Origin of the sequence: Desulfofundulus salinus (genome assembly GCF_003627965.1) — a bacterium.
In the GTDB taxonomy this organism is placed as follows: Bacteria; Bacillota; Desulfotomaculia; order Desulfotomaculales; family Desulfovirgulaceae; genus Desulfofundulus; species Desulfofundulus salinus.
Map to the genome: position 1 here is coordinate 38,073 of NZ_RBWE01000001.1, position 19,285 is coordinate 57,357.

The 19,285-nt window shown below is 56.2% G+C and carries 19 protein-coding genes and 1 tRNA gene; 15 read left to right on the forward strand and 5 right to left on the reverse strand.

The features are described 5' to 3' along the window. Nucleotides 1–142: 142 nt before the first annotated feature. The 5 genes from D7024_RS00210 to D7024_RS15480 all read right to left on the reverse strand — a co-directional run bounded on the left by D7024_RS00210 (nt 143) and on the right by D7024_RS15480 (nt 7,696). Nucleotides 143–1,708, reverse strand: coding sequence for a glycosyltransferase (locus D7024_RS00210; protein ID WP_121450018.1), 1,566 nt, complete (start codon nt 1,706–1,708; stop codon nt 143–145). Then, the gene (locus D7024_RS00215) at nt 1,605–3,224 is read right to left on the reverse strand and encodes a glycosyltransferase family 2 protein (protein WP_165859206.1); all 1,620 of its coding nucleotides are present in this window, start codon (nt 3,222–3,224) and stop codon (nt 1,605–1,607) included. Before D7024_RS00215 ends, D7024_RS00210 begins: the two co-directional genes overlap by 104 nt. Then, a complete protein-coding gene (locus D7024_RS00220) occupies nt 3,221–4,999 on the reverse strand; it encodes a glycosyltransferase (protein ID WP_121450020.1) in 1,779 nt (592 codons plus the stop codon). The genes D7024_RS00215 and D7024_RS00220 overlap by 4 nt, the downstream gene beginning before the upstream one ends. After that, on the reverse strand, nt 4,996–6,972 hold the full coding sequence (locus D7024_RS00225) for a TPR domain-containing glycosyltransferase (protein WP_121450021.1): 1,977 nt from the start codon (nt 6,970–6,972) through the stop codon (nt 4,996–4,998). The genes D7024_RS00220 and D7024_RS00225 overlap by 4 nt, the downstream gene beginning before the upstream one ends. A 166-nt stretch (nt 6,973–7,138) precedes the next feature. Continuing rightward, complete coding sequence (locus tag D7024_RS15480; protein WP_165859207.1) at nt 7,139–7,696, reverse strand: hypothetical protein; 558 nt, start codon at nt 7,694–7,696, stop codon at nt 7,139–7,141. Between the two features lie 31 nt (nt 7,697–7,727). On the opposite strand from D7024_RS15480, the gene D7024_RS15485 reads away from it, so the two are divergent. The 15 genes from D7024_RS15485 (at nt 7,728) to D7024_RS00300 (ending at nt 19,209) form a co-directional block, all read left to right on the forward strand. Continuing rightward, entirely contained in the window at nt 7,728–7,976 is a 249-nt protein-coding gene (locus tag D7024_RS15485) for a DUF6385 domain-containing protein (RefSeq protein WP_341466927.1), read from the forward strand. 91 nt (nt 7,977–8,067) lie between these two features. Beyond that, nucleotides 8,068–8,553: a DUF6385 domain-containing protein gene (locus tag D7024_RS00235; protein WP_121450023.1), complete on the forward strand. Its 486-nt coding sequence runs from the start codon at nt 8,068–8,070 to the stop codon at nt 8,551–8,553. Between the two features lie 33 nt (nt 8,554–8,586). After that, nucleotides 8,587–9,414: a glycosyltransferase family 2 protein gene (locus tag D7024_RS00240; protein ID WP_121450024.1), complete on the forward strand. Its 828-nt coding sequence runs from the start codon at nt 8,587–8,589 to the stop codon at nt 9,412–9,414. A gap of 164 nt (nt 9,415–9,578) precedes the next feature. Further along, nucleotides 9,579–9,986 carry a carboxypeptidase-like regulatory domain-containing protein gene (locus D7024_RS00245; RefSeq protein ID WP_165859208.1) on the forward strand — a complete coding sequence of 136 codons (408 nt, stop codon included), beginning with the start codon at nt 9,579–9,581 and terminating at the stop codon, nt 9,984–9,986. A gap of 98 nt (nt 9,987–10,084) precedes the next feature. Continuing rightward, nucleotides 10,085–10,951: a glycosyltransferase family 2 protein gene (locus tag D7024_RS00250; RefSeq protein ID WP_165859209.1), complete on the forward strand. Its 867-nt coding sequence runs from the start codon at nt 10,085–10,087 to the stop codon at nt 10,949–10,951. Nucleotides 10,952–10,973: 22 nt separating this feature from the next. Continuing rightward, on the forward strand, nt 10,974–11,879 hold the full coding sequence (locus D7024_RS00255; protein WP_165859210.1) for a glycosyltransferase family 2 protein: 906 nt from the start codon (nt 10,974–10,976) through the stop codon (nt 11,877–11,879). A gap of 58 nt (nt 11,880–11,937) precedes the next feature. Beyond that, a complete protein-coding gene (locus tag D7024_RS00260; protein WP_165859211.1) occupies nt 11,938–12,600 on the forward strand; it encodes a glycosyltransferase family protein in 663 nt (220 codons plus the stop codon). A gap of 1 nt (nt 12,601) precedes the next feature. Then, on the forward strand, nt 12,602–13,723 hold the full coding sequence (locus D7024_RS00265; RefSeq protein WP_165859212.1) for a glycosyltransferase family 4 protein: 1,122 nt from the start codon (nt 12,602–12,604) through the stop codon (nt 13,721–13,723). An 86-nt stretch (nt 13,724–13,809) separates the two neighbouring features. Beyond that, nucleotides 13,810–14,613 (forward strand): glycosyltransferase family 2 protein, encoded by an 804-nt coding sequence (locus D7024_RS00270; RefSeq protein WP_121450030.1) that lies wholly within the window; start codon nt 13,810–13,812, stop codon nt 14,611–14,613. 13 nt (nt 14,614–14,626) lie between these two features. Next, entirely contained in the window at nt 14,627–15,637 is a 1,011-nt protein-coding gene (gene gmd / locus D7024_RS00275; RefSeq protein ID WP_121450031.1) for a GDP-mannose 4,6-dehydratase, read from the forward strand. Between the two features lie 98 nt (nt 15,638–15,735). Beyond that, complete coding sequence (locus D7024_RS00280) at nt 15,736–16,389, forward strand: phosphoadenosine phosphosulfate reductase family protein (RefSeq protein ID WP_121450032.1); 654 nt, start codon at nt 15,736–15,738, stop codon at nt 16,387–16,389. A 15-nt stretch (nt 16,390–16,404) separates the two neighbouring features. Further along, nucleotides 16,405–17,601 (forward strand): sulfatase, encoded by a 1,197-nt coding sequence (locus D7024_RS00285; protein ID WP_121450033.1) that lies wholly within the window; start codon nt 16,405–16,407, stop codon nt 17,599–17,601. A gap of 27 nt (nt 17,602–17,628) precedes the next feature. Beyond that, nucleotides 17,629–18,279 (forward strand): class I SAM-dependent methyltransferase, encoded by a 651-nt coding sequence (locus D7024_RS00290; RefSeq protein ID WP_121450034.1) that lies wholly within the window; start codon nt 17,629–17,631, stop codon nt 18,277–18,279. Nucleotides 18,280–18,478: 199 nt separating this feature from the next. After that, nucleotides 18,479–18,553, forward strand: a tRNA-Gly gene (locus D7024_RS00295). 155 nt (nt 18,554–18,708) lie between these two features. Further along, entirely contained in the window at nt 18,709–19,209 is a 501-nt protein-coding gene (locus D7024_RS00300) for a CBS domain-containing protein (RefSeq protein ID WP_121450035.1), read from the forward strand. The last annotated feature ends 76 nt before the right edge of the window (nt 19,210–19,285 follow it).

Here is a 19,285-nt window from a genome sequence, read left to right on the forward strand (position 1 = left end):
TACGGCAGATTTTTTTCAGGTTCATATTATGCAGTAAGAGAATGATATGTGCAATTATCTAACCACCTGCGGGGTGGCAGTCAAGGCTGCCACTGTGAAACTAATGTTTTGAGCGGTGAACAGGTTGTATCACCGGGCAAATTCACTGCTCGTCTTTCCAGGCCACCAGGTTTGGTTTAGGGTCAAGGATAGACAGATATTGATCAATTAGTCCGTACTGCCCCAGTGGGTCCAGTTTTTTGTAGCGGTAGTACTTGGCCAGGCGGTCGGCCGGTTTCATCCAGCCCAGGTGTTTCACCCGTAAGGAGCTGGTGGCGCCTCTAAGCTCAGTGATGTTATGGGGAAATCGCCCGCAGTGCTGGGGGGTTTCCCGCCACTGGTAGGGGAAACCGGGAACATACCTGACCATGAAGGGTCTGTAGTAGTGGTGAGCCTTCCAGTATTCGTCCTCGCGGTAATGATCTTCATCCCACATGTCGTAGAGGCGGAAATAATAAACCTCAATTTCCGGGTTGACAGCCAGGGACCTTAGCTCCTTCACCGCGCGCTCTTCAAAAATTTCATCGGCGTCCAAAATTAAAATCCAGTCCGGCCTGGTTCCCACCGCCAGCTCCCAGAGCTGCTTGCGCAGGATGATTTCGTTATGAAAAGAGGGTTGCTTGTTGGAAACCAGGGTCAAGGGAATGTTTTGCAGGGTTTTTTTACACACTTCCACTGTATTATCCTCGCTGGCATCGTCTAAAATCACGGCACAATCGATGTACTGCGCCGCGTGCTTGAGAACTCTCTCAAGGTATCTCCCGGCTTCGTTTCTTACCAGCATGGCCAGGGTAATTTTACTTCCCCGTGTACCAGTCTCTTCATCAGCAGTTTGCAGCATGGCCGCACCGGTTGGAGTTTCCCTGCCGGACGGAAAATATTTCTCTTTATAAGCCTTCAGGCCCGCAAGCTCGGACTCCCGGTAAATGTGGTAAGGCGGGTAGTAGGTGTCGGCATACAGTTCCAGCCCCAGGGCAGCCGCCCGGATACAAAAGTGCCGGTCCTCCCCGATAAGGCCCAGGTTATATATTTCGCTGAAGGAGACCCCCAACAGGATTGCCCTGCGGCTGATCAGGGTACAGGCACCCAGGCCGCCTACTTTATAAACACCGGGCTTTTGCAACGTCTCCAGAAATTCTTTCACCCGCCGGGCGATCTCCTTTTCGTCGAGCATCTCGCCCCGCTGCATGTGATACAGCCGGTAGTTGTCGGCTACCCAGACCTGAGGAAGGGGGATCATGTCCGGTTCCCACCTGGTCCAGTAGACCTCGGAAACGATATCCTTTCCCAACCCCACCAGGTGGACCAGCGTTTTCGGGTGCAGCACCAGGTCCGAATCAACCAGGAACAAGAAATCAAAGCCACTGTCCCGGGCCAGCTGGATAAAACGGTTCTTATATCCGGCTACTTTCCAGATTAAATCTTCCCGCCAGTGGTGGGTGTGCTCGTCACAGTGGTAAGCGTGCCCTGCACCGTTGCCGGGGAAGATATGAACATTTTTTCTCCCGGCGGCAAACTCCCGCAGCAGGGTACTTTCCCTTTCGTTATCATCAATAAACGCGTATTCAACTTCTAGACCCGTGGTCTCCAGGTGCGAGAGGGACCACAGGAATTCTCTTAGTATGGACGGTTTCTGCCGGACCGGACTGGCGATGAGCACCCTTTGCATCCAGATCAATCCTTTCACCAAACGTCAGGCTATTCAGTAGAGCAGGTGACCAGGAAGGGCACAACCCCATGACCACCAGTTCCAGGGCGGATGAGGCCAGCCTGAGAAGTCCCTGGACGAAAGAAAACAACCCACACTCCAGATTCCGCTGCACCGCGCCGGCGTATAAAAGCATCCCGCTGGCGCAGGTAAGAAGGTAGTTGCCCAGCGGCTCTTGCCCGGGCCGGCTGGCCAGGTACTGTTCCATCATAAACTGGTATTCCCGGCAGGTCTCTATTAATTCCCTGCAGTTTCTGGAGTTAGACGGTTCGACCAGTATAAGCAGCGCCAGGACCATTGCCAGGGGTAACTCGCCGAGTTTGCACAGCTCTTTGTACAGGGCTTTTTTCCTGGATGGGGAAGCAAACCGGCTTAATGACTGCCATTGGAGCCTGCCCCGACCCCGCTGTTTTAAACCCAGTATTTGGGTCAGCGGGTACAACATGTGCGGTGCAAGGAGTAAGGCGTGAAAGTACTCATCTTCTGCTTCCCCATACTGGCCCAAAAGATTATAGCTGTCCCCAAGCAAGGCGTGGATGTGGTAAGGGGGGAGAATCTGGGCTCCCGCAATGAGGGCAAAACGCAGTTCTTCGATGGCCGTGTCGCAGCGGCCGTCATACAGGGCCAAAAGTCCTTTGAGCAGGTGCAGGTCCGGGTCGGCGGGCAGCATGGATAGGGCCCCGTCTAGCAAAAATGTTAACCTGTCCCTTTGACCGGTTCTGAAAAGCCCCAGGCACAGCGTGAGCAACAAATCGCGGAAATAACCCTCGTTCCCGCGCATGAAGACCAGGGCTTTCTCCAGCTGTTCAATGCCTTTTTTGATTTCCCCACACTGCAAGTGTTCGATGCCGAGGCTGTATAAAAGAAAAGGGTCATCAGGTTTATCATCCAGGGCCTTTTTAATTACGCAGATGTTACGCTGGTGCTTGTTTTTGAGCTGCAAGTGCCGGTCGAGATAGCCAAAGTGGTAGATTAACAGATCCGAAAAGGCGAGGCCCCCTCCGGCGTTATGCTTTTTGATTGCCCCGGCTACCTGTTCATGGATGGCTCCGGCAAAACGATAGGCGGGTTTATTTCTAAACAACCGCACCACCTGGTCCTCGGCCATCCCTTCACCGTACCCCAGGTAGCTGCGGATTTTCACGAAATACCCTTCTACATCCGGTGCGTCAAGGAGTCTGGCGAATTCTTCCAATTTAACTGGAGCCAGTATTTCATCAGCATCCAGGACCAGGATCCAGTCACCTGTGGCTTTACTAAGGGAGTAGTTTCTTGCCGCCGCAAAATCATCGCACCAGTGAAAGGTAAAAACCCTGGCTCCACTTTGGGCGGCCACTTCCTTCGTCCGGTCGGTAGAGCCCGTGTCGACCACGACGATTTCCCGCACCAGGTGCTGCACACTTTGGATGCAGGAGGCAATCCAGTGTTCTTCGTTTCTGGCAATCATGCACAGGCTCACCGGTAACCCGCTGCTCATGAAAATAACCTCCTGGCCGGGCCGCATTTGTAGTCCAGCATGTGACGGGCGGCGCTGGCTTTTTCTTTAAGGTAGGCACACAGGGCCATGCATCCCCTGGGAGACAGGCTGGTTAAAAGCTTTATTGTCTCTTGCGCCAGCCGGTGGTACCCCGATGAAACGCGAGCATTACCTGGTTCCAAAGGCCCGGGCCGGTAGCGCAAGCAGTTCTCCAGGATGGTCAGGGCCGTTTCAATGACTGCCGGCTCACGGTTTTTTTCCGGCCGGCCGCACCTGGAACTGTTGCCGAGCAGCGAAATCAGGTTCAATAACGTCCAGGCCGGGCTGCGCCCTTGTGGCCGCCGCCACATGGAAATGGTCCTTATTTTCGCCAGGCGGTAATCTTCTTTGAGCATCAGGGCAACGATCTCGTCAACTGCCAGGGAGGGATCTATCTCACCACCGGCGTGCCGGATACGCTCCATAAGGGAAAGGGCATGCTCAAACCGGCCTGCATACACGCAAAACCGTGCCAGGTGCCGGGCATGGTCCTCAGCTGGACTGCCGGCACCTGGACAGGTTTCTTCAAAACACGCACAGGCCAGGTCCGGAAAACCGGCCTCGAAGAACAGGTCGGCCAGCACTACTACCTGTTGGGGGTGGTTGAGGTGCCCGGCGGCTTTGAGATGGTCGAAGGTACCCTGTGGTCCCTTTTCAGCCAGGTGGAGCAGGAACAGGTTGTAGAGCGGATAAAGATAGGCAGGGTTTAATGCCAGGGCCTTCTCGTAACAGTTTTTAGCTTCGTTGAACCTGGCCAGTTTTTCGTGGCAGTAGCCCAGATGATATAACGACAGGAAGCTCTCCGTGCCGTTGGTATGGCTAAACAGGGGGGGCGGTTGGCCGAGACGCAGGGCCTCCTTAAACCATTTCAGGGCTATTTCATACTCCCCTTTTTCCTCGAACAGGATTCCTCCGTCGAAAAATAGATCGGTGTAAAAGGGATAGCGCTGGCTTTCTTCCATACATATACAGATGGCCTCATCCAGGTTCCCCAGCGCCCTCAAGCAGGCAATCACTAAACGGATGGCCGGTACCCGGAACAGGATGTGCCCGTCCGTCAGCTGTTTTAAGGCTTCTTGAAGGTACGGGAGCGCCCGTTCAGCCTTGCCCAGGCCCAGCCATTCCACCCCCAGGTAATACTGTAAGAAGGGATTGGCGGGATCCGCAGCTAATGCCTGCCGCAGCAGGGCCAGATTGCGCCCCCGCTTGCGGTTGCGTTCTCTTTTGGATAAAGGCCTGTGCCAGATAACCGGGCCCTGTGCTGTACCTACCGCTTCCGGGCGGCTAATCACCACCTGCTCATGGATGACCCCCTGGAAGCGGTAGCCGGCCTTGTTTCGAAACAGCCTGAGGACGAAAAACCGGTTGTAGTCACCGGGATTTTCAGTGGCCCGGTTATGGAGGGGCAGGAAAAAGGCCTCGTAACCGCTGTTATTGTTTATAAGCGAGTACAGGTCGCCCGGACTGGTATCCAGTTCTTCATCGGCATCAAGGAACAGGATCCAATCGCTTTTAGCCCGGGCAAGGGCATAGTTGCGGGCGGCGCTGAAATCACCGTGCCACGGGTAACGGTAGACCTTGCCGGTGTAACGGCGGGCGATCTCTACGGTACGGTCCGTCGAACCGGTATCTACAATAACTATTTCATCGACCGCCCCCTTAACGCTATCCAGGCAGGCGGCCAGGTTTGCCTCCTCGTTGCGCACGATCATCGCTAAAGCTACAGTTGGTATCATATTTCCTGGTTTGCCTCCTCAAAGAGCCTGCGCAGAACCGGTAGTTCGGGGTATTTATCAATGGCTTCCCGCAGGATTTCCCGGCGCATCTTTTCATAAAGCCTGATCAGGCTGACATAATACCGCGGTTCTGCTGGATCCAGCGCCAGGGCCCGTCTATAAAGTTCCCCGGCCTCGATGCAGGCGTTTTGACGCTCTTTAATTTCTGCAAGGGTAAAGAGTGTTTCGGGGCATTCCGGATTGGCCTCCAGGTAAAGACCCAGGTAATATTCTGCGGTCTTGAGGTGGCCGTACCGGTAGAACAGCTGGCCTACGGCCCGGGCGTTCTTGCTCAGGCACTCCCGGGATAAACCGTCTAACAGCGACTCGGCCCGTTCTTTCTCCCCCAGGTCAAGGGCACGCATTAGAATATCCAGGAGAAGGGACATTCCCTCATCGCCCAGGGTGACCCCGGGACCTCTGCGCCTGCCCGGGTAGTTTCGCAGCAGGCTTACCACCGCCCCCGTGTCCTGGGAAAGTCCGAGGGCAAACAGTTCTTCCACCAGGGGCAGCACTTTACGGCGTTTTCCCTGGAACCAGAAGCACAAGATTTTATTTAATTTGGCCAGCGGGTAAAGCCGGTGGCCGGGGTCGAACCCCTCAAGGATGCGCAGGGCTTCCAGGTAACGCCTCAGCTGGATCAGGCAGATTGCTTTCCATAATAGAATTTCCGGTGCGGCTTCCTGCTGGTCCATGCCCCGCTCCAGGTACTCCAGGGCAAGCTTGTAGGCGGACTGGCGGAAAAGGATTTGCCCCATCAGGAGGTTGGCCTGGGGAGTACAGAATTCACAAAGCTGTTCCAGGCATTTTTTTGCATAAACCGGATCTTCTTGTGGTTTTAAGAGGCGCGTGATGCTTTCCAGGGCGGGGGTGAAGTGGGGGTTATCCCGCAGGCTCAAGATGTAATAACGCATGGCTTCTTCGTGGTTCAAAAAAACTTCCGCCAGCTGTCCCATTTGGTAAAGGGAACGGAAACCCCGCGTCCCGCCGAAAGGTGCGTAGTGGGCCGGCTGTTCGGGCATGGACAGCGCCCTTTGGAAGAACTCGTACGCCCGCCCGTAATCTTTTTGTTCGTAGCTGATCAACCCGCCGTAGTAATAGAGGTCTGCGTAGTCAGGAAAAAGATCCAGGCCGAGCTGGACAATTTCTAAAGCCTGTTCGGGCTTGCGGGCGGCATGGTAGGCCAGGACGATGTAACGCAGGAGTTTGGGCAGGTAGATGGTGTTCGGATCGATACCATTGGCCGCCCTGACCAGTTCTGCTGCTGCTTCATCAAACCTTTCCGCCCGGTACAGCTCCACACCGTAGTGATAGCGAAGGTGGCGGTTGTCCGGATTCCGGTTTAGCTCCTGGCTGAGCAGGGCCAGGTTCCGGTTCTTTTTATCCTTTGCCTTTATTTGCCGGTCCAGGTAGCCGTAATGCAGGATCACCAGGTCTTCGGCAATCTGGTACCTGGCCTGGCTGTTTCGTTCTAATATCACGTCTGCGATCTGTTCGTGGATAGCCCCGCGAAACCGGTAGTCCTTTCGGTTTTTGAAAAGGCGGAAGACCAGGTCCGGGCAGGTTTCGCCCCATCCCTCGTTGCCTACATAGTTAATTATCTTGATAAAATAACCTTCTACATTCTTTTCGTTGGCCAGCCTGCGCAGCACTTCCCTGCTTTCACCAGCCAGTTCTTCATCAGCATCTAAAAACAAAATCCAGTCTCCCGTGGCCAGTTCAAGTGAGGCATTGCGGGCGTCACTGAAATTGTCATTCCAGGGGAAAGAGTGGACCAGGGCACCAAATTCCCTGGCTATTTGACAAGTACCGTCGGTAGAGCCCGTATCTACAACAATTATTTCGTCCACGGTCCCGGCCACGCTTTGAAGGCAGCGGCGGATGTTTTGTTCTTCGTCCTTCACAATCATGCACAAGCTGATTCTGGACTCCATGATCTCTCATACCTCATTCAGTAAAATAGTTTTTTTGTTAATTTATGCACAGGGCCTGTAACCTTCCACAATAATGCAGAATATCCTAATAGCGGTAACGTCAAAATTTACCATACGAAGGAGGACAGCTAATGCCAAACTATAAAATTTTTCAAGATAATCCAGATCAAGCGCGTATAAAAATCTTTGGCAGCCAGAATGTAGCCTTGAATACCGACTCAACAGGTAACCTGAGCATCACCAGCACCGGTCTGGCCGTCACCGCACCGGCGAACGGGTTGCTGGTGACGGCACCGGCCACCGGTTTATCGATCACGCCGCCGGCCGGGGGTTTAACCATCACCAGCACCGGTCTGGCCGTCACCGCACCGGCGAACGGGTTGCTGGTAACGGCACCGGCCACCGGTTTATCGATCACGCCGCCGGCCGGGGGTTTGACCATCACCAGCACCGGTCTGGCCGTCACCGCACCGGCGAACGGGTTGCTGGTGACGGCACCGGCCACCGGTTTATCGATCACGCCGCCGGCCGGGGGTTTAACCATCACCAGCACCGGTCTGGCCGTCACCGCACCGGCGAACGGGTTGCTGGTAACGGCACCGGATACTGGTTTGTCGATCACGCCGCCGGCCGGGGGCCTGACTATCACCAGCACCGGCCTGGCCGTATTGTCAAATCTGGTCACCACTGACGTATCGGCCACGAGGGCAAACGTTACAGACACTGCAGGAAGCCCCGATACCAGTTACACCGTTTTGAATCTCAGGACCTGGACGTTTGGCGTTGTTAACGCCTCCACAACGATTGCTCCCGCCACTGTCAAGCTGCAGATCAGCCCGGACGGTAGCAGCTGGATCGACGAGGCCGGCCCGGTTACCCTGAACACCGGCGATGTAACTACCCTTGTGTCTGCTATTTTCTTGAAATACGCACGTATATACTATGCTGCCGTCGACTCGAATAGCGCCGTGACCCTGAATATCTTTTTCCAGGGCCAGAGCTAACAACAAGGAGAAGGCCGCGGTTTTTCCCGCGGTCTTTCCCCTCCAATTCTGCCAATGTTGACCGGGTATCTGATTATGGAGGTTTAAGTCTATGGCAAAAATTGGTGCCATGCCGGAAGATTCCAGATTCGCACGGCAAAAAGATAACCTTGAGCACCTGGGCGTGCTGGGCATTTTTGCCGGGATTGTGCTGGGGGCTGTCGCCATTGTCCTATGCCTTATCTTATACCGCAAGCCCGTTCCCGAATGTCCTGAACCCGAGTTCACCAGTATTGTCCAGCGTAATCTGGTTAGCCGGGATGTAGAAGGTTTTAGCAAAAGCATTGATCTTTCCCGGATCCGGACCTTTTCTTTTCTGGTCCGCAATGACGGTCCCAATCCTGTGGTGGCCCAGACCGAGCTGAGTCCGGACGGAGTGACCTGGAGTTCCTTCGGGGAATCGTCGTACGTAATCGAGCCCGGGGATAAGCACCTTTTTGTCCCCCAGTTTTTCCTGCGATATGCCCGCATTAAATTCCGGAACAAGAAGCCGGGCATGGATACGGTGATTACCGTGTGGTTTCAGGGGCAGGGTTAAGGACAACCATTTCCAGGGCAGGTGATAGATAATTTGCCCTTTCTGATGAAGGAAAAACTTACCTCTATTATCATTCCCACAAGGAACCAGCTGAGCCTGACCGTGTTATGCCTGGAAAACATTATCAAGTACACCCCGGAACCGGTTGAAATTATTGTGGTGGACAACGGTTCCACCGACGGCATCCGGGAATACCTGCGCTCAGTGTCTGAAATCCGGCTGCTGGAAAACGGCCGCAACCTGGGTTTTGCCGCCGCCTGCAACCGGGGCCTGGCCGTTGCCCGGGGCGACTACCTTTTGCTTTTAAACAACGATACCCTGGTAACCCCGGGATGGTTATCCGGGCTCATCTCCCATTTAAAAAAGTATCCCGGCGCCGGGCTGGTGGGTCCCCTCTCCAACTGTGGCGGTGTAACGCAGACCATGCCGGTAGCCCCGCCTTCCCTGGACCGGCTGGAGGAATTCAGCCGCCGGCTGGCACTGCAAAACCGGGGCCAGTGCCGCCCGGTCCCGGTGCTCAGCGGTTTTTGCCTGCTGTTCACGCGGCGGGTTTTGAATACCATTGGCGGGCTGGATCCCCGTTTTAACCCCGGGAATTTTGAAGATGACGATTTCTGCCTGCGGGCCAGGCTGGCCGGCTTTGTGCTGCTGGTGGCCGCAGACGTATTTGTTTACCACTTCGGTCAAAGAACTTTTACCGGGGAAGGAATGGATTACCGGGCTGCCCTGCAGACCGGTTGGGAAAAGTTTCGACTTAAATGGAAGTTGCCGCCCAATTTTCCACCGGAAAAGCGCCACACTTCTCCCCTGATCCTGAATCAAGCCTTTGATCCCTGCCGGCATATGATTCCGCTGGAGTAAAACAGCTCTACCCTTGAGCCCGAAGGGCGCTGTGCGGTCCCTAAAAGTATGTTGCAGATGTCCAAATGCGTCAGTAAAGTATTTCCACAGGGGACTCGAGCACCATATTTTAGCCCTTTCATAGTATGTTCATAGCAGGAATCACTAAAGAAGGAGTGTCCAGGATGGCCTTTCAACTAACCAGTTTTGACCTGGTTACCCCGCCTGGTGGGAACCAGCAGCATTACGACTTTTTCATCCTCCCCGAACCCCGGGCGCTGGCCAGCGGGGTAGTGCGCCGGCCCGATGGTACGCCCGTGCCGGGAGCCGTGGTGGTCGTGTTTCGGAAGGAAGGGGATAAGCTGGGGCCCGTTATCGGTCACACCTTCACCGATCAGGACGGGCAGTTTTTCCTGGGACCCCTGGCTCCCGGGACCGAGTACAAGGTAAAGGTATTCTACATGGAGACCGGTGCTGTACAGGATCAGGCTCAGGTGGTGGAGTCCGGTATTTTCCCGCCGGTCTTCCCGCTGCCTCCCATAGCTCCATTTCCGACCATAGCTCCGTTTCCTCCAGTTGCTCCGTTGCCATAGGGAAGCTGGGAAACTTTATCCGAACGTCAGTTTGAGGAATCACTTATACCTCGATTGGTTCAAACTGCTATCCTTTGCGAAGGGTGGTCGCTCCTTTTGTGCTTTTTTCCATTATAATTCCCTGCCGCAATGAAGGAGATCATTTACGGCGGACCGTCCGATCCATGATCCAGGCAAGGGGATCGGAGCAGGAAATTATTGTGGTGGACGACGGGTCCACCGACGGGTGCTGTGATTTCCTGCGGTCCGGTGAAATGCCCGGTGTGCGGTTGGTTGAGGGGAAAAACCTGGGTGTGGCCGGTGCACGCAATGTTGGGGCGGCCCAGGCCCGGGGAGAAATCCTTTGTTTCTGCGATGCCCACCTGGAATTGCCGCCCGGTTGGCTGGCGGCTCTGGCCCGCCCCCTCGGGGAGGGTATGGCCGAGGTGGTTTGCCCGGCCATGGCCGATTTCCGCCGGCCCCACGCGGTGGGTTACGGGGTTACCTGGGGAGCCAGCCTGCAATGGCGGTGGTTGCACCGCCGTCCCCCGGAACCTTCCTATGTCCCCCTGGCTCCCGGGGGCTGTCTTCTGGTATCCCGGCAGGTGTACGAAGCGGTAGGAGGATTTGAAAGGGGTTTTTACGGGTTTGGTTTTGACGACCAGGAGTTTTCCCTCAAGGTCTGGCTCTTTGGTTACAGGGTTATGGTGCAGCCGCAGGTGCAGGTGCGGCATCTTTTCCGGGAGGCCCACCCTTATCCGGTAGGGGCGGACGAACTGCTGCACAATTTTTTGCGCATGACTTTTTTGCATTTTAACCGGAGGCGTCTGAAGCGGGTAATGGAGATGGTCAGGGGACAGCCCGGATTTGCCGGAGTAATGGCAGGGCTGCTGGACAGCGATGTTTGGGAAAAGCGTATGAATTATTTCCGGCGCCGCCGCTATGACGACGATTGGTTCATGGAGCGTTTTAAAATACCCTTTTAATGCCTGGAGTGGTTTACAACAGATGCATGAAGCATCCGCAAGGGGATCAAAAGGTCTGGCTTCGGTAATTATTGCCTGCCGGGATGAACTGCCCTATCTGGAGCAAACCATCCGGTTTATGCTTACCGTGCCTTCCGGTTGCCCCATGGAGATCATTGTGGTGGATGACGGCTCCCGGGATGGGTGCGCCGACTTTCTCCGGCGGGGGGGCGAGCTGAGCCGGCGCGTGCACCTTGTCGAAGCCCCCGGTTTGGGGCCGGCCCGGGCCCGGAACCTGGGAGCTGCCCGGGCCAGGGGTGAGCTCCTGGTTTTTTGCGACGCCCACATCATTGTTCCCGGTGGCTGGCTGGGCGATCTGGCCCGGCCGGTGCTGGCCGGGCAGGCCCATGCCGTTTGCCCGGCCCTGGTGCATACGGAAAACCCGCACTTGATCATCTACGGCGGCACCTTAAGTAAGGATCTATCCTGGGTGGGGCTGACCTTTCCTCCCCGTTCCCTCTCACCCGTGCCCCTGGCCCCCGCCGGCTGCCTGGCCGTGGGTCGAGAGGCCTTTTTAGAGGTGGGAGGCTTTGAAGAGGGTTTAACCACCTGGGGATACGATGATGTAGAATTTTCGCTGAAGTTGTGGCTTTTTGGTTTTGCCGTGGCGGTAATGCCGAGGGTTAAAGTCGTGCACATCAGCCGCCCTTTAAAACCCTACCAGAGGCCGGGAAAAAATCTCACCCGCAACCTTCTCCTGCTGGCAGCCCTGCACTTCAGCCCCCACCGCCTGGCCAGGGTGGCGTCAATGGCCGGGCGCTATCCTGGCTTTTCCGAATCGTGGGCCCGGGTGAGTACACCGGGCGTCTTAAAAAAACGGGATGAGTATTTTCGCCGCCGGGTTCGCGACGATGACTGGTTCATGCATACCTTCGGTATTCCGGTTTGAGGGAGGCCCCTTTTCACCGGCGGGGCACAATAAGCATATCCTGGATGGAGGGTCACGTGTGGAGCATTTTGCCTTTATCATTTGCAGCCAGGACGATGCCCGTTACCGCCGCTGCCTCCAGTACCTGCAGGCGCTGGAACGCCCTGACGTGCAGATGGAGGTTCTGCGGGTGGCGTCCCGGCACAGTATTGCGGCTGCTTATAACCGGGCGATGGAAAGGAGCGCGGCTACCTATAAGGTTTACCTGCACGACGATGTATTTATTTTAAACCGTCACTTTTGCCGGGACGTTCTGAAGATTTTTCGGGCAGACCCCTCCATCGGCCTTATAGGCATGTGCGGGTGCAAAAAGATACCGCCCGGGGGGATGTGGTGGGAGGGGAAAAGTTACGGCAAAGTTTCTCATGGGGACCCACCCCGGGTGCTCCTCTTCAACCAGCCCGCGGGCCTTTACGAGGTGGTGCAGGCGGTGGACGGCCTGCTCATGGTCACCCGCTACGATGTGCCCTGGCGGGAGGACATAATCGACGGTTTTCACTTTTACGACCTTTCCCAGTGCCTGGAATTTGCCCGCCGGGGATACCGGGTGGTGGTGCCCCGCCAGGAAGAACCCTGGTGCTATCACCGGAGTCCGGGCAGGATTGATGCGGAATATGAGCGGCTGCGGCAGGTTTTCTTAAGGGAATATGCTGAGGAATTATCTGGCAATCAGGTGGGGTAAGATGGCCAGCGTGCTGTTTATTGACGGAGTTCTTCCCTCATTCCCCCATCCCGAACGGGGATGGCGCGTTTTGCGTATTTTAAAAGCTATTGCAGAAGCCGGGCACAGGGTGGTTTACCTGTTGCTCCAGGGAGAGCGGTACGAAATCTACCGGCCAGTTTTTGAGGAAGCCGGTATTGAGTTTATGGTGGAAAAAGGAGCCCGGATCTGCCGGCAGGGTCCGGTGAAGTGCCGGGTGGTGGGGCTGGACCAGCTGGTGCAGGAAGTCCCCTTTCACCTTGCCTGCATTCATTTTGCGGCCAACGCCCTCGCGTGCATTCCGGTAATCCGCCGCCATTCCCCCCGCACCAGGATTGCCGTGGATACGGTGGATCTCGCCCATATCCGGTTGTGGCGGGAGGCCCTGGTTACCGGGCGGCAGGAGAAGGTTGTAGAAGCCTACCGCCACTGGGAAATGGAAACGGCCGTTTTCCGGCAGGCCGATGCGGTTATTGCCGTTACCCCTTTGGAAGCCAAAATGATTTCCCGCCTGGCACCAGGTGTCAAAACAGTGGTCATTCCCGTTATTGCCGATGCCTGGCCACAAGTCAACCCCTTTTCCAGCCGCCAGGGCCTGCTTTACGTGGGAAACTTTTTTCACCCGCCCAATGCGGATGCCGTGTTTTACCTGGTCTATCACATCTGGCCCCATTTGCAAAAGGCCCTCCCCGGGGTGGACCTCTACATTGTGGGCCACAATCCCCCGCGAGAGATCCGGGATCGGGCAGCAGACGGAATCAAGGTGACTGGCTATGTGCCCTCTCTGGCTCCTTACTTTGAGCAGTGCCGCCTGATGGTGGCCCCCATCCGCTACGGGGCGGGGATAAAGACCAAGATAGTGGAGGCCATGGCCGCCGGCCTGCCGGTGGTGACCACCAGCATGGGTGCCGAGGGTATGGGGCTGCAGCCTGGTGAAAACGTGCTGGTGGCCGATGATCCCGTCTCCTTCAGCCGGGCGGTGGCCACCCTTTATCAAAACCAGTCCCTGTGGGAGCGCCTGTCTCAAAAAGGACGGGAGCATGTGCGCCGCTATTACAGTTTTCCCGTGGTGGCCCCGGCCATTTATAGTTTGCTGTCAAGCTGAGATACCAGGCCGGTCAGGCAGTCATTAGCAGATTAGCCAGCTAAATAGAAGGTAAGGCAAGATGCAGGGATTCGAGGAGTGACACCATGCTGGTTTCCATCATCATACCCGTACACAACCAGCTGGAACACATACAAAACTGCCTGCGGGCATTGTGGAAAAACACCAGCCGCACCTTCCCCTGGGAACTGATCATCGTGGACAACAACTCGGACAGGGAAACGGCGACCTGGCTCCAAACACTGGGCAATGTGGTGCGCTTAATTTCCAACTCCACCAACCTGGGTTTTGTCCATGCCTGCAATCAAGGGGCGGCGGCGAGCCGGGGCAAATACCTTCTCTTTTTAAACAGCGACACCCGGCCCCTCCCCGGCTGGCTGACAGCCCTGGTAGCTGCTTTGCAGGAAAACCCGCGGGCGGGGGCGGCGGGTGCCAGGCTGCTTTACCCCGACGGGAGGTTGCAGGAGGCCGGCGCCATCATCTGGAGGGACGGTACCGGCTGGAACTACGGCCGGGGCGACGATCCCGCCCTGCCCAGGTACAATTACCCCCGCCCGGTGGATTACTGTTCCGGGGCCTGCCTGATGGTAAGGGCAGATCTCTTCCGTAGTCTGGGAGGTTTTGATCCCCGCTATGCTCCCATGTACTACGAGGATGCCGATCTTTGCTTTGGCCTGCGTCGGGCGGGATGGGCCGTGCTTTACGTACCCACGGCTGCGGTCATCCATTACGACGGCGGAACCGCCGCAGCCGGCAACGGGGGATGGCGGCGTTACATGGCCGTGAACAGGGAAAAATTCGTGGCCAAATGGAAAGATGTCCTGCGCTATCATTATCCACCTTCCCCGGAGAATGTGGAGCGGGCCTGCTGCCGTCCTCTGGACGCATAAGGGGTGAGGGCAAGTGAAACGGGCATTGATTACGGGCATTACGGGCCAGGACGGCTCTTACCTGGCCGAGTTTTTACTGGAGAAGGGTTACCGGGTTTACGGGCTGGTGCGGCGTTCCAGCGTGGGCAACCTGAAGAGAATCAAACACCTGGAAAAGGACCTGCGGCTGATCCCCGGCGATTTGACGGACCAGAATTCCCTGATTGCCGCCCTGGTGGAAGCCCGGCCCGATGAAGTTTACAACCTGGCCGCCCAGTCCTTCGTGGGAGTTTCCTGGCAGCAGCCGGTGCTTACAGCCCAGGTTACCGCCCTGGGGGTTACCCGCATGCTGGAGGCCATCCGTACCGTAAACCCGCGCATTCGCTTTTTCCAGGCCTCCAGCTCGGAAATGTTCGGCCGGGTACAGGAAACGCCCCAATCGGAAAAAACACCCTTTTACCCCCGCAGCCCTTACGGCGTGGCCAAGGTTTACGGCCATTACATCACCGTGAACTACCGGGAGAGTTACGGCCTTTTTGCCTGCAGCGGTATATTGTTTAACCACGAATCGCCCCGGCGGGGCCTGGAGTTTGTCACCCGCAAGGTCAGCGACGGGGTGGCCCGCATCAAGCTGGGCCTGGCCAGTGAGCTTCGCCTGGGGAACCTGGACAGCCGCAGGGACTGGGGTTATGCCGGGGATTACGTGCAGGCCATGTGGCAGATGCTGCAGCAGGATGAGCCCGATGACTACGTGATTGCCACCGGGGAAACCCACTCGGTGCGGGAACTGGTGGAGATTGCCTTCAGCCACGCCGGCCTGGACTGGCAAAAGTACGTGGTTGTGGATCCCCGCCTTTACCGCCCGGCAGAAGTGGATCTGCTCCAGGGGGACTATTCCAAAGCCCGGTCCAAACTGGGCTGGGAGCCCCGGGTTTCCTTTCCCGAGCTGGTGCGCATGATGGTGGATGCAGATCTGGCCCGCTGGGAAAAGATTCTGCGACAGGGCGTGCCGGAGGACACGGTTCGGGAAAAGGGGAAACCGTGACCTGGAAAACAACCTGTTTGGTAATTATTCCCGCAGTGTTTGCGGTCAAAATGATAAAAGGCTAAAAATTTGAGCTGCCTTTTCCAAGGAGGTACCCTATGCTCACGGAAAAGATTGAGCGTTCCAAAGAAATCATTGCTGCCGCGCTCGAGCAGGCCAAAGGGGCCATGGTGACCTTTTCCGGCGGTAAGGATTCCCTGGTGCTGCTTCACCTGATCCGTACCGTTCAAGGCGGGAAGATAGCCTTACCCGTATTAAACATTGACACCGGGGTAAAGTTTCCGGAAATTTACCGGTTTATTGATAAGATGCAGCGTCTCTGGGGGTTTAACCTGGTGCGGGAAAATAACATCGGGGCCATTCCCCCGGAAGAAATTGGCCGGGACCAGGTTCAATGCTGTTACCGGCTGAAGACCGTTCCCTTGAAACGGGCACTGGAGAAATACCGCGTCTCCCACCTTTTCACCGCCATCCGGCGGGATGAGCACCCGGCCCGGGCCGGCGAGGATTATATTTCCCCGCGGGAAGACCACATCCGCGTGCAGCCCCTGCTGCATTTCACCCGGGAGGATATCTGGGCCTACATCCGCCTGCACCACCTGCCCTACTGCTCCCTTTATGACCGGGGATATGTCAGCCTGGGCTGCAGGCCCTGCACCAGCCCGGCCGGTCCCGGTGAAGCGGAGCGCTCCGGGCGGGCTCCGGCCAAGGAAATAGCCATGCCCGATTTAAGGCAACTGGGGTATTTTTAAGCGGGAGGAGTCTGCATGATCTTTTCCATACTGATGATTACCATTGATACCCTGCGGGCGGATCACCTGGGGTGCTACGGTTATCAACGGGAAACCTCGCCCCACCTGGATGCGCTGGCCCGGGAAGCCATTCTTTTCCGCCGGGCTTACTCCCCATGCTCTTATACTTTACCGGTTCATGCCTCAATTATGACGGGGAAATATGTGCCCCATCATTCAGTCGGTTACAGGCAGGGGGACGGAAAAATGGACCCCGACCGGGAAGTGACCCTGGCCGAAATCCTCCTGAGCCTGGGCTGGTCCACTGCGGCCTTTGTCAGCTGCGCCGTTCTGGACGCCAGCCGGGGGCTTTCCCAGGGCTTTGTGCTGTACGACGACGAGATGACCAGGGGAGAAGAAAACAGACCTCATGAGCTGGTGCGGGACGGCCCCCTTACCACGGCGCGGGCACTGGCATGGTTAAAAGACAACACCGGCAAACCGTTTTTTGTCTGGATACACTATTTTGATGTTCACGGTCCGTATATACAACCTGCTCCCTTTAACACTTTTTTCAGGCCGGAGGATTACGGGAAAAGACCCCTCTTGTTGCCGGTGGTGAATGAAGGGGAGGCCGGGGGAATTCCCCGTTACCAGCTGCTGGCCGATGATTCCGATGGTGTGGCAAAACACCAGCATGATGTCCGTTTTTACCTGGCTCGATATGACTGCGGTATCCGGTACCAGGACCATATTGTGGGTGATTTATTCCAGACATTAAAGGAAATGGGCCTCTGGGATGAACTGATGATCATTGTCACTGCCGATCACGGCGAGGCCCTGGGGGAAAACGGCGTCTACTTTTACCACGGTCTCACTTTGACCCCCGACCAGATCCATGTGCCCCTGATCACCAAAATGCCCCGTTCCATTGGTCCGGCCGGCGTGCAGGTTGACGTGCCGGTGAGTACGGTGGATATTATGCCCACGGTCCTGGAATTATTGGGATTTGACTGTAGCCGCATGGCTTTAGACGGGTTGCCGCTGCAGTTTGCCCTGACAAGGCCGGATCTTTTAGCACAAAGGGCCGTGCATAGCGATCTGAAATGTCAAGGAGCGCTTATCTGCGGAAAGGAGCTGCACCTCTGGCCCCGCACCTCCACCATCTGCTCGCCTGGCTATCTATATAACCCGTCCCTGGTTTTTGAAGAGACAAAAATTTACCTGTTCTGAATTCGAACTGGAAGGGAGTATCAACCGATGAACAATTCCGTGGTAAGCGGTGAAAGGGCGGTTCCCGGGTTTAGTGACCCGATTACCATGGCCGAACACCTGGCCCGCTACGAGTTTGCCCTGGCTTTCGTGGCCGGCCGGGAGGTGCTGGATGCGGCCTGCGGGGTGGGTTACGGCAGCCGGATGATGGCTGAACGGGCGAAGAAGGTGGTGGGGGTGGATATTGATCAGGAGTGCCTTGAGTATGCCCGGGAAAATTACACCCATCCCCGGGTTGTTTACCAGCAGGGGGATGTCTGCGCCCTCCCTCTCCCCGGCGGGAGCTTTGACGTGGTGGTTTCCTTTGAAACCATTGAACACGTTGCCGATGGCGAGGCCTGCGTCCGGGAAGCATGGCGGGTGCTGAGGCCGGGAGGCCTCTACCTGGTTTCCACGCCCAACCGGCTGCTCATTTCACCCGGCCGGGGACCCCAGGACCCGCCGGCCAACAGCTTCCACGTGCGGGAGTACACCCTGGAGGAATTTCAAGAACTGGTAGGGAGCTATTTCCAGAACCTGCAACTTTTCCGGCAGAATCTCGAAGAAGAGGGGCGGGGCCGGAACCCGGCCGTAAAACCCCTTTTGCCCGGGGAGGGCGCCTGGTTTTACGTTATTGTCGGCGTCAAGGGGGCTGAATAAGGCGACGTCCAATCGTTTCAAAATGGGCTGGCGAAAATGCGCCATCCCTGGCCCGGACGGCCTCCGTGCCTTGCTTAACTGGACGTGATGCGTGCCCCCCCCCTGGGAAAACTTTGTGAATGATAATCTGGTTAAGCCGTAAAGCCTGCTGCAATGATCCCTTGACTATTTTTTTGAAATTGCTATAATAAAAAAGTAAGCGGGTGTAGCTCAATGGTAGAGCATCAGCTTCCCAAGCTGAGGGCTGCGGGTTCGATCCCCGTCACCCGCTCCAATTTTTTATAAAAAAGATTTAAGCCTCCCGTTCAGGCGGGAGGTTTTTTATAGTAAACTAATAGTAAACTATATGCAGGCCAATCCATGTCAAAAGGCGGGGCCGTTGATTTGCGGTAAGGCGCGGTAAAAGGCACAGAAATAAGGAGGAGCTGTATGTCTGAAACGAGAAAAGTTAGGGAGCTCATGGTGCCGCTGTCCGAATATCCGGTGGTGTATGAAACCGATACCTTAAAGGATGCCATTAAGGTACTTAGAAATTACCGCGCCGCCGGCCACGAGCACCGTTCCCTGCTGGTCTTCAGCAAGACCAGGAAAGTAGGGGACGAGGAGCAGCTGGTGGGAATTCTCACTACCCGGGACATCCTCAATGCCATTAAGAAAAACCGCATGCTTTATGACAATACTGAACTCTTCACCATGTCCTGGGCCTTTTTCTACCGCAAGGAACCTCTCAATGAACTCACCGTGACCAGGGTGGGGCAGGCCATCCGGCCCCTGGTGGATGCTTACGTACAGGCTGACGATATCGTAACCAGGGCCATCGAACTGATGTTGACCAAAAACGTGAATATCCTGCCCGTGTTCGAAGGTAAAAAAGCCGTAGGCATCATCAGGGCGATAGACCTCCTGGACTACATCGCCGGGATGCTGTAACAGAACCATAATTTACCTGTTCCCGCATTAAAACGTCATTTAACCGCCAGCTTTCACTGCGTTGGACCTGCCTTTT

Bases quoted from the DNA above. Each gene is read 5' to 3' on its own strand.
- D7024_RS00210 (WP_121450018.1), bottom strand. From the start codon at position 1,708: ATGCAAAGGGTGCTCATCGCCAGTCCGGTCCGGCAGAAACCGTCCATA.
- D7024_RS00215 (WP_165859206.1), bottom strand. From the start codon at position 3,224: ATGAGCAGCGGGTTACCGGTGAGCCTGTGCATGATTGCCAGAAACGAA.
- D7024_RS00220 (WP_121450020.1), bottom strand. From the start codon at position 4,999: ATGATACCAACTGTAGCTTTAGCGATGATCGTGCGCAACGAGGAGGCA.
- D7024_RS00225 (WP_121450021.1), bottom strand. From the start codon at position 6,972: ATGGAGTCCAGAATCAGCTTGTGCATGATTGTGAAGGACGAAGAACAA.
- D7024_RS00235 (WP_121450023.1), top strand. From the start codon at position 8,068: ATGGCAAAAATTGGTGCCATGCCGGAAGATTCCAGATTCGCACGGCAA.
- D7024_RS00245 (WP_165859208.1), top strand. From the start codon at position 9,579: ATGGCCTTTCAACTAACCAGTTTTGACCTGGTTACCCCGCCTGGTGGG.
- D7024_RS00255 (WP_165859210.1), top strand. From the start codon at position 10,974: ATGCATGAAGCATCCGCAAGGGGATCAAAAGGTCTGGCTTCGGTAATT.
- D7024_RS00265 (WP_165859212.1), top strand. From the start codon at position 12,602: ATGGCCAGCGTGCTGTTTATTGACGGAGTTCTTCCCTCATTCCCCCAT.
- D7024_RS00270 (WP_121450030.1), top strand. From the start codon at position 13,810: ATGCTGGTTTCCATCATCATACCCGTACACAACCAGCTGGAACACATA.
- D7024_RS00280 (WP_121450032.1), top strand. From the start codon at position 15,736: ATGCTCACGGAAAAGATTGAGCGTTCCAAAGAAATCATTGCTGCCGCG.
- D7024_RS00285 (WP_121450033.1), top strand. From the start codon at position 16,405: ATGATCTTTTCCATACTGATGATTACCATTGATACCCTGCGGGCGGAT.
- D7024_RS00290 (WP_121450034.1), top strand. From the start codon at position 17,629: ATGAACAATTCCGTGGTAAGCGGTGAAAGGGCGGTTCCCGGGTTTAGT.
- D7024_RS00300 (WP_121450035.1), top strand. From the start codon at position 18,709: ATGTCTGAAACGAGAAAAGTTAGGGAGCTCATGGTGCCGCTGTCCGAA.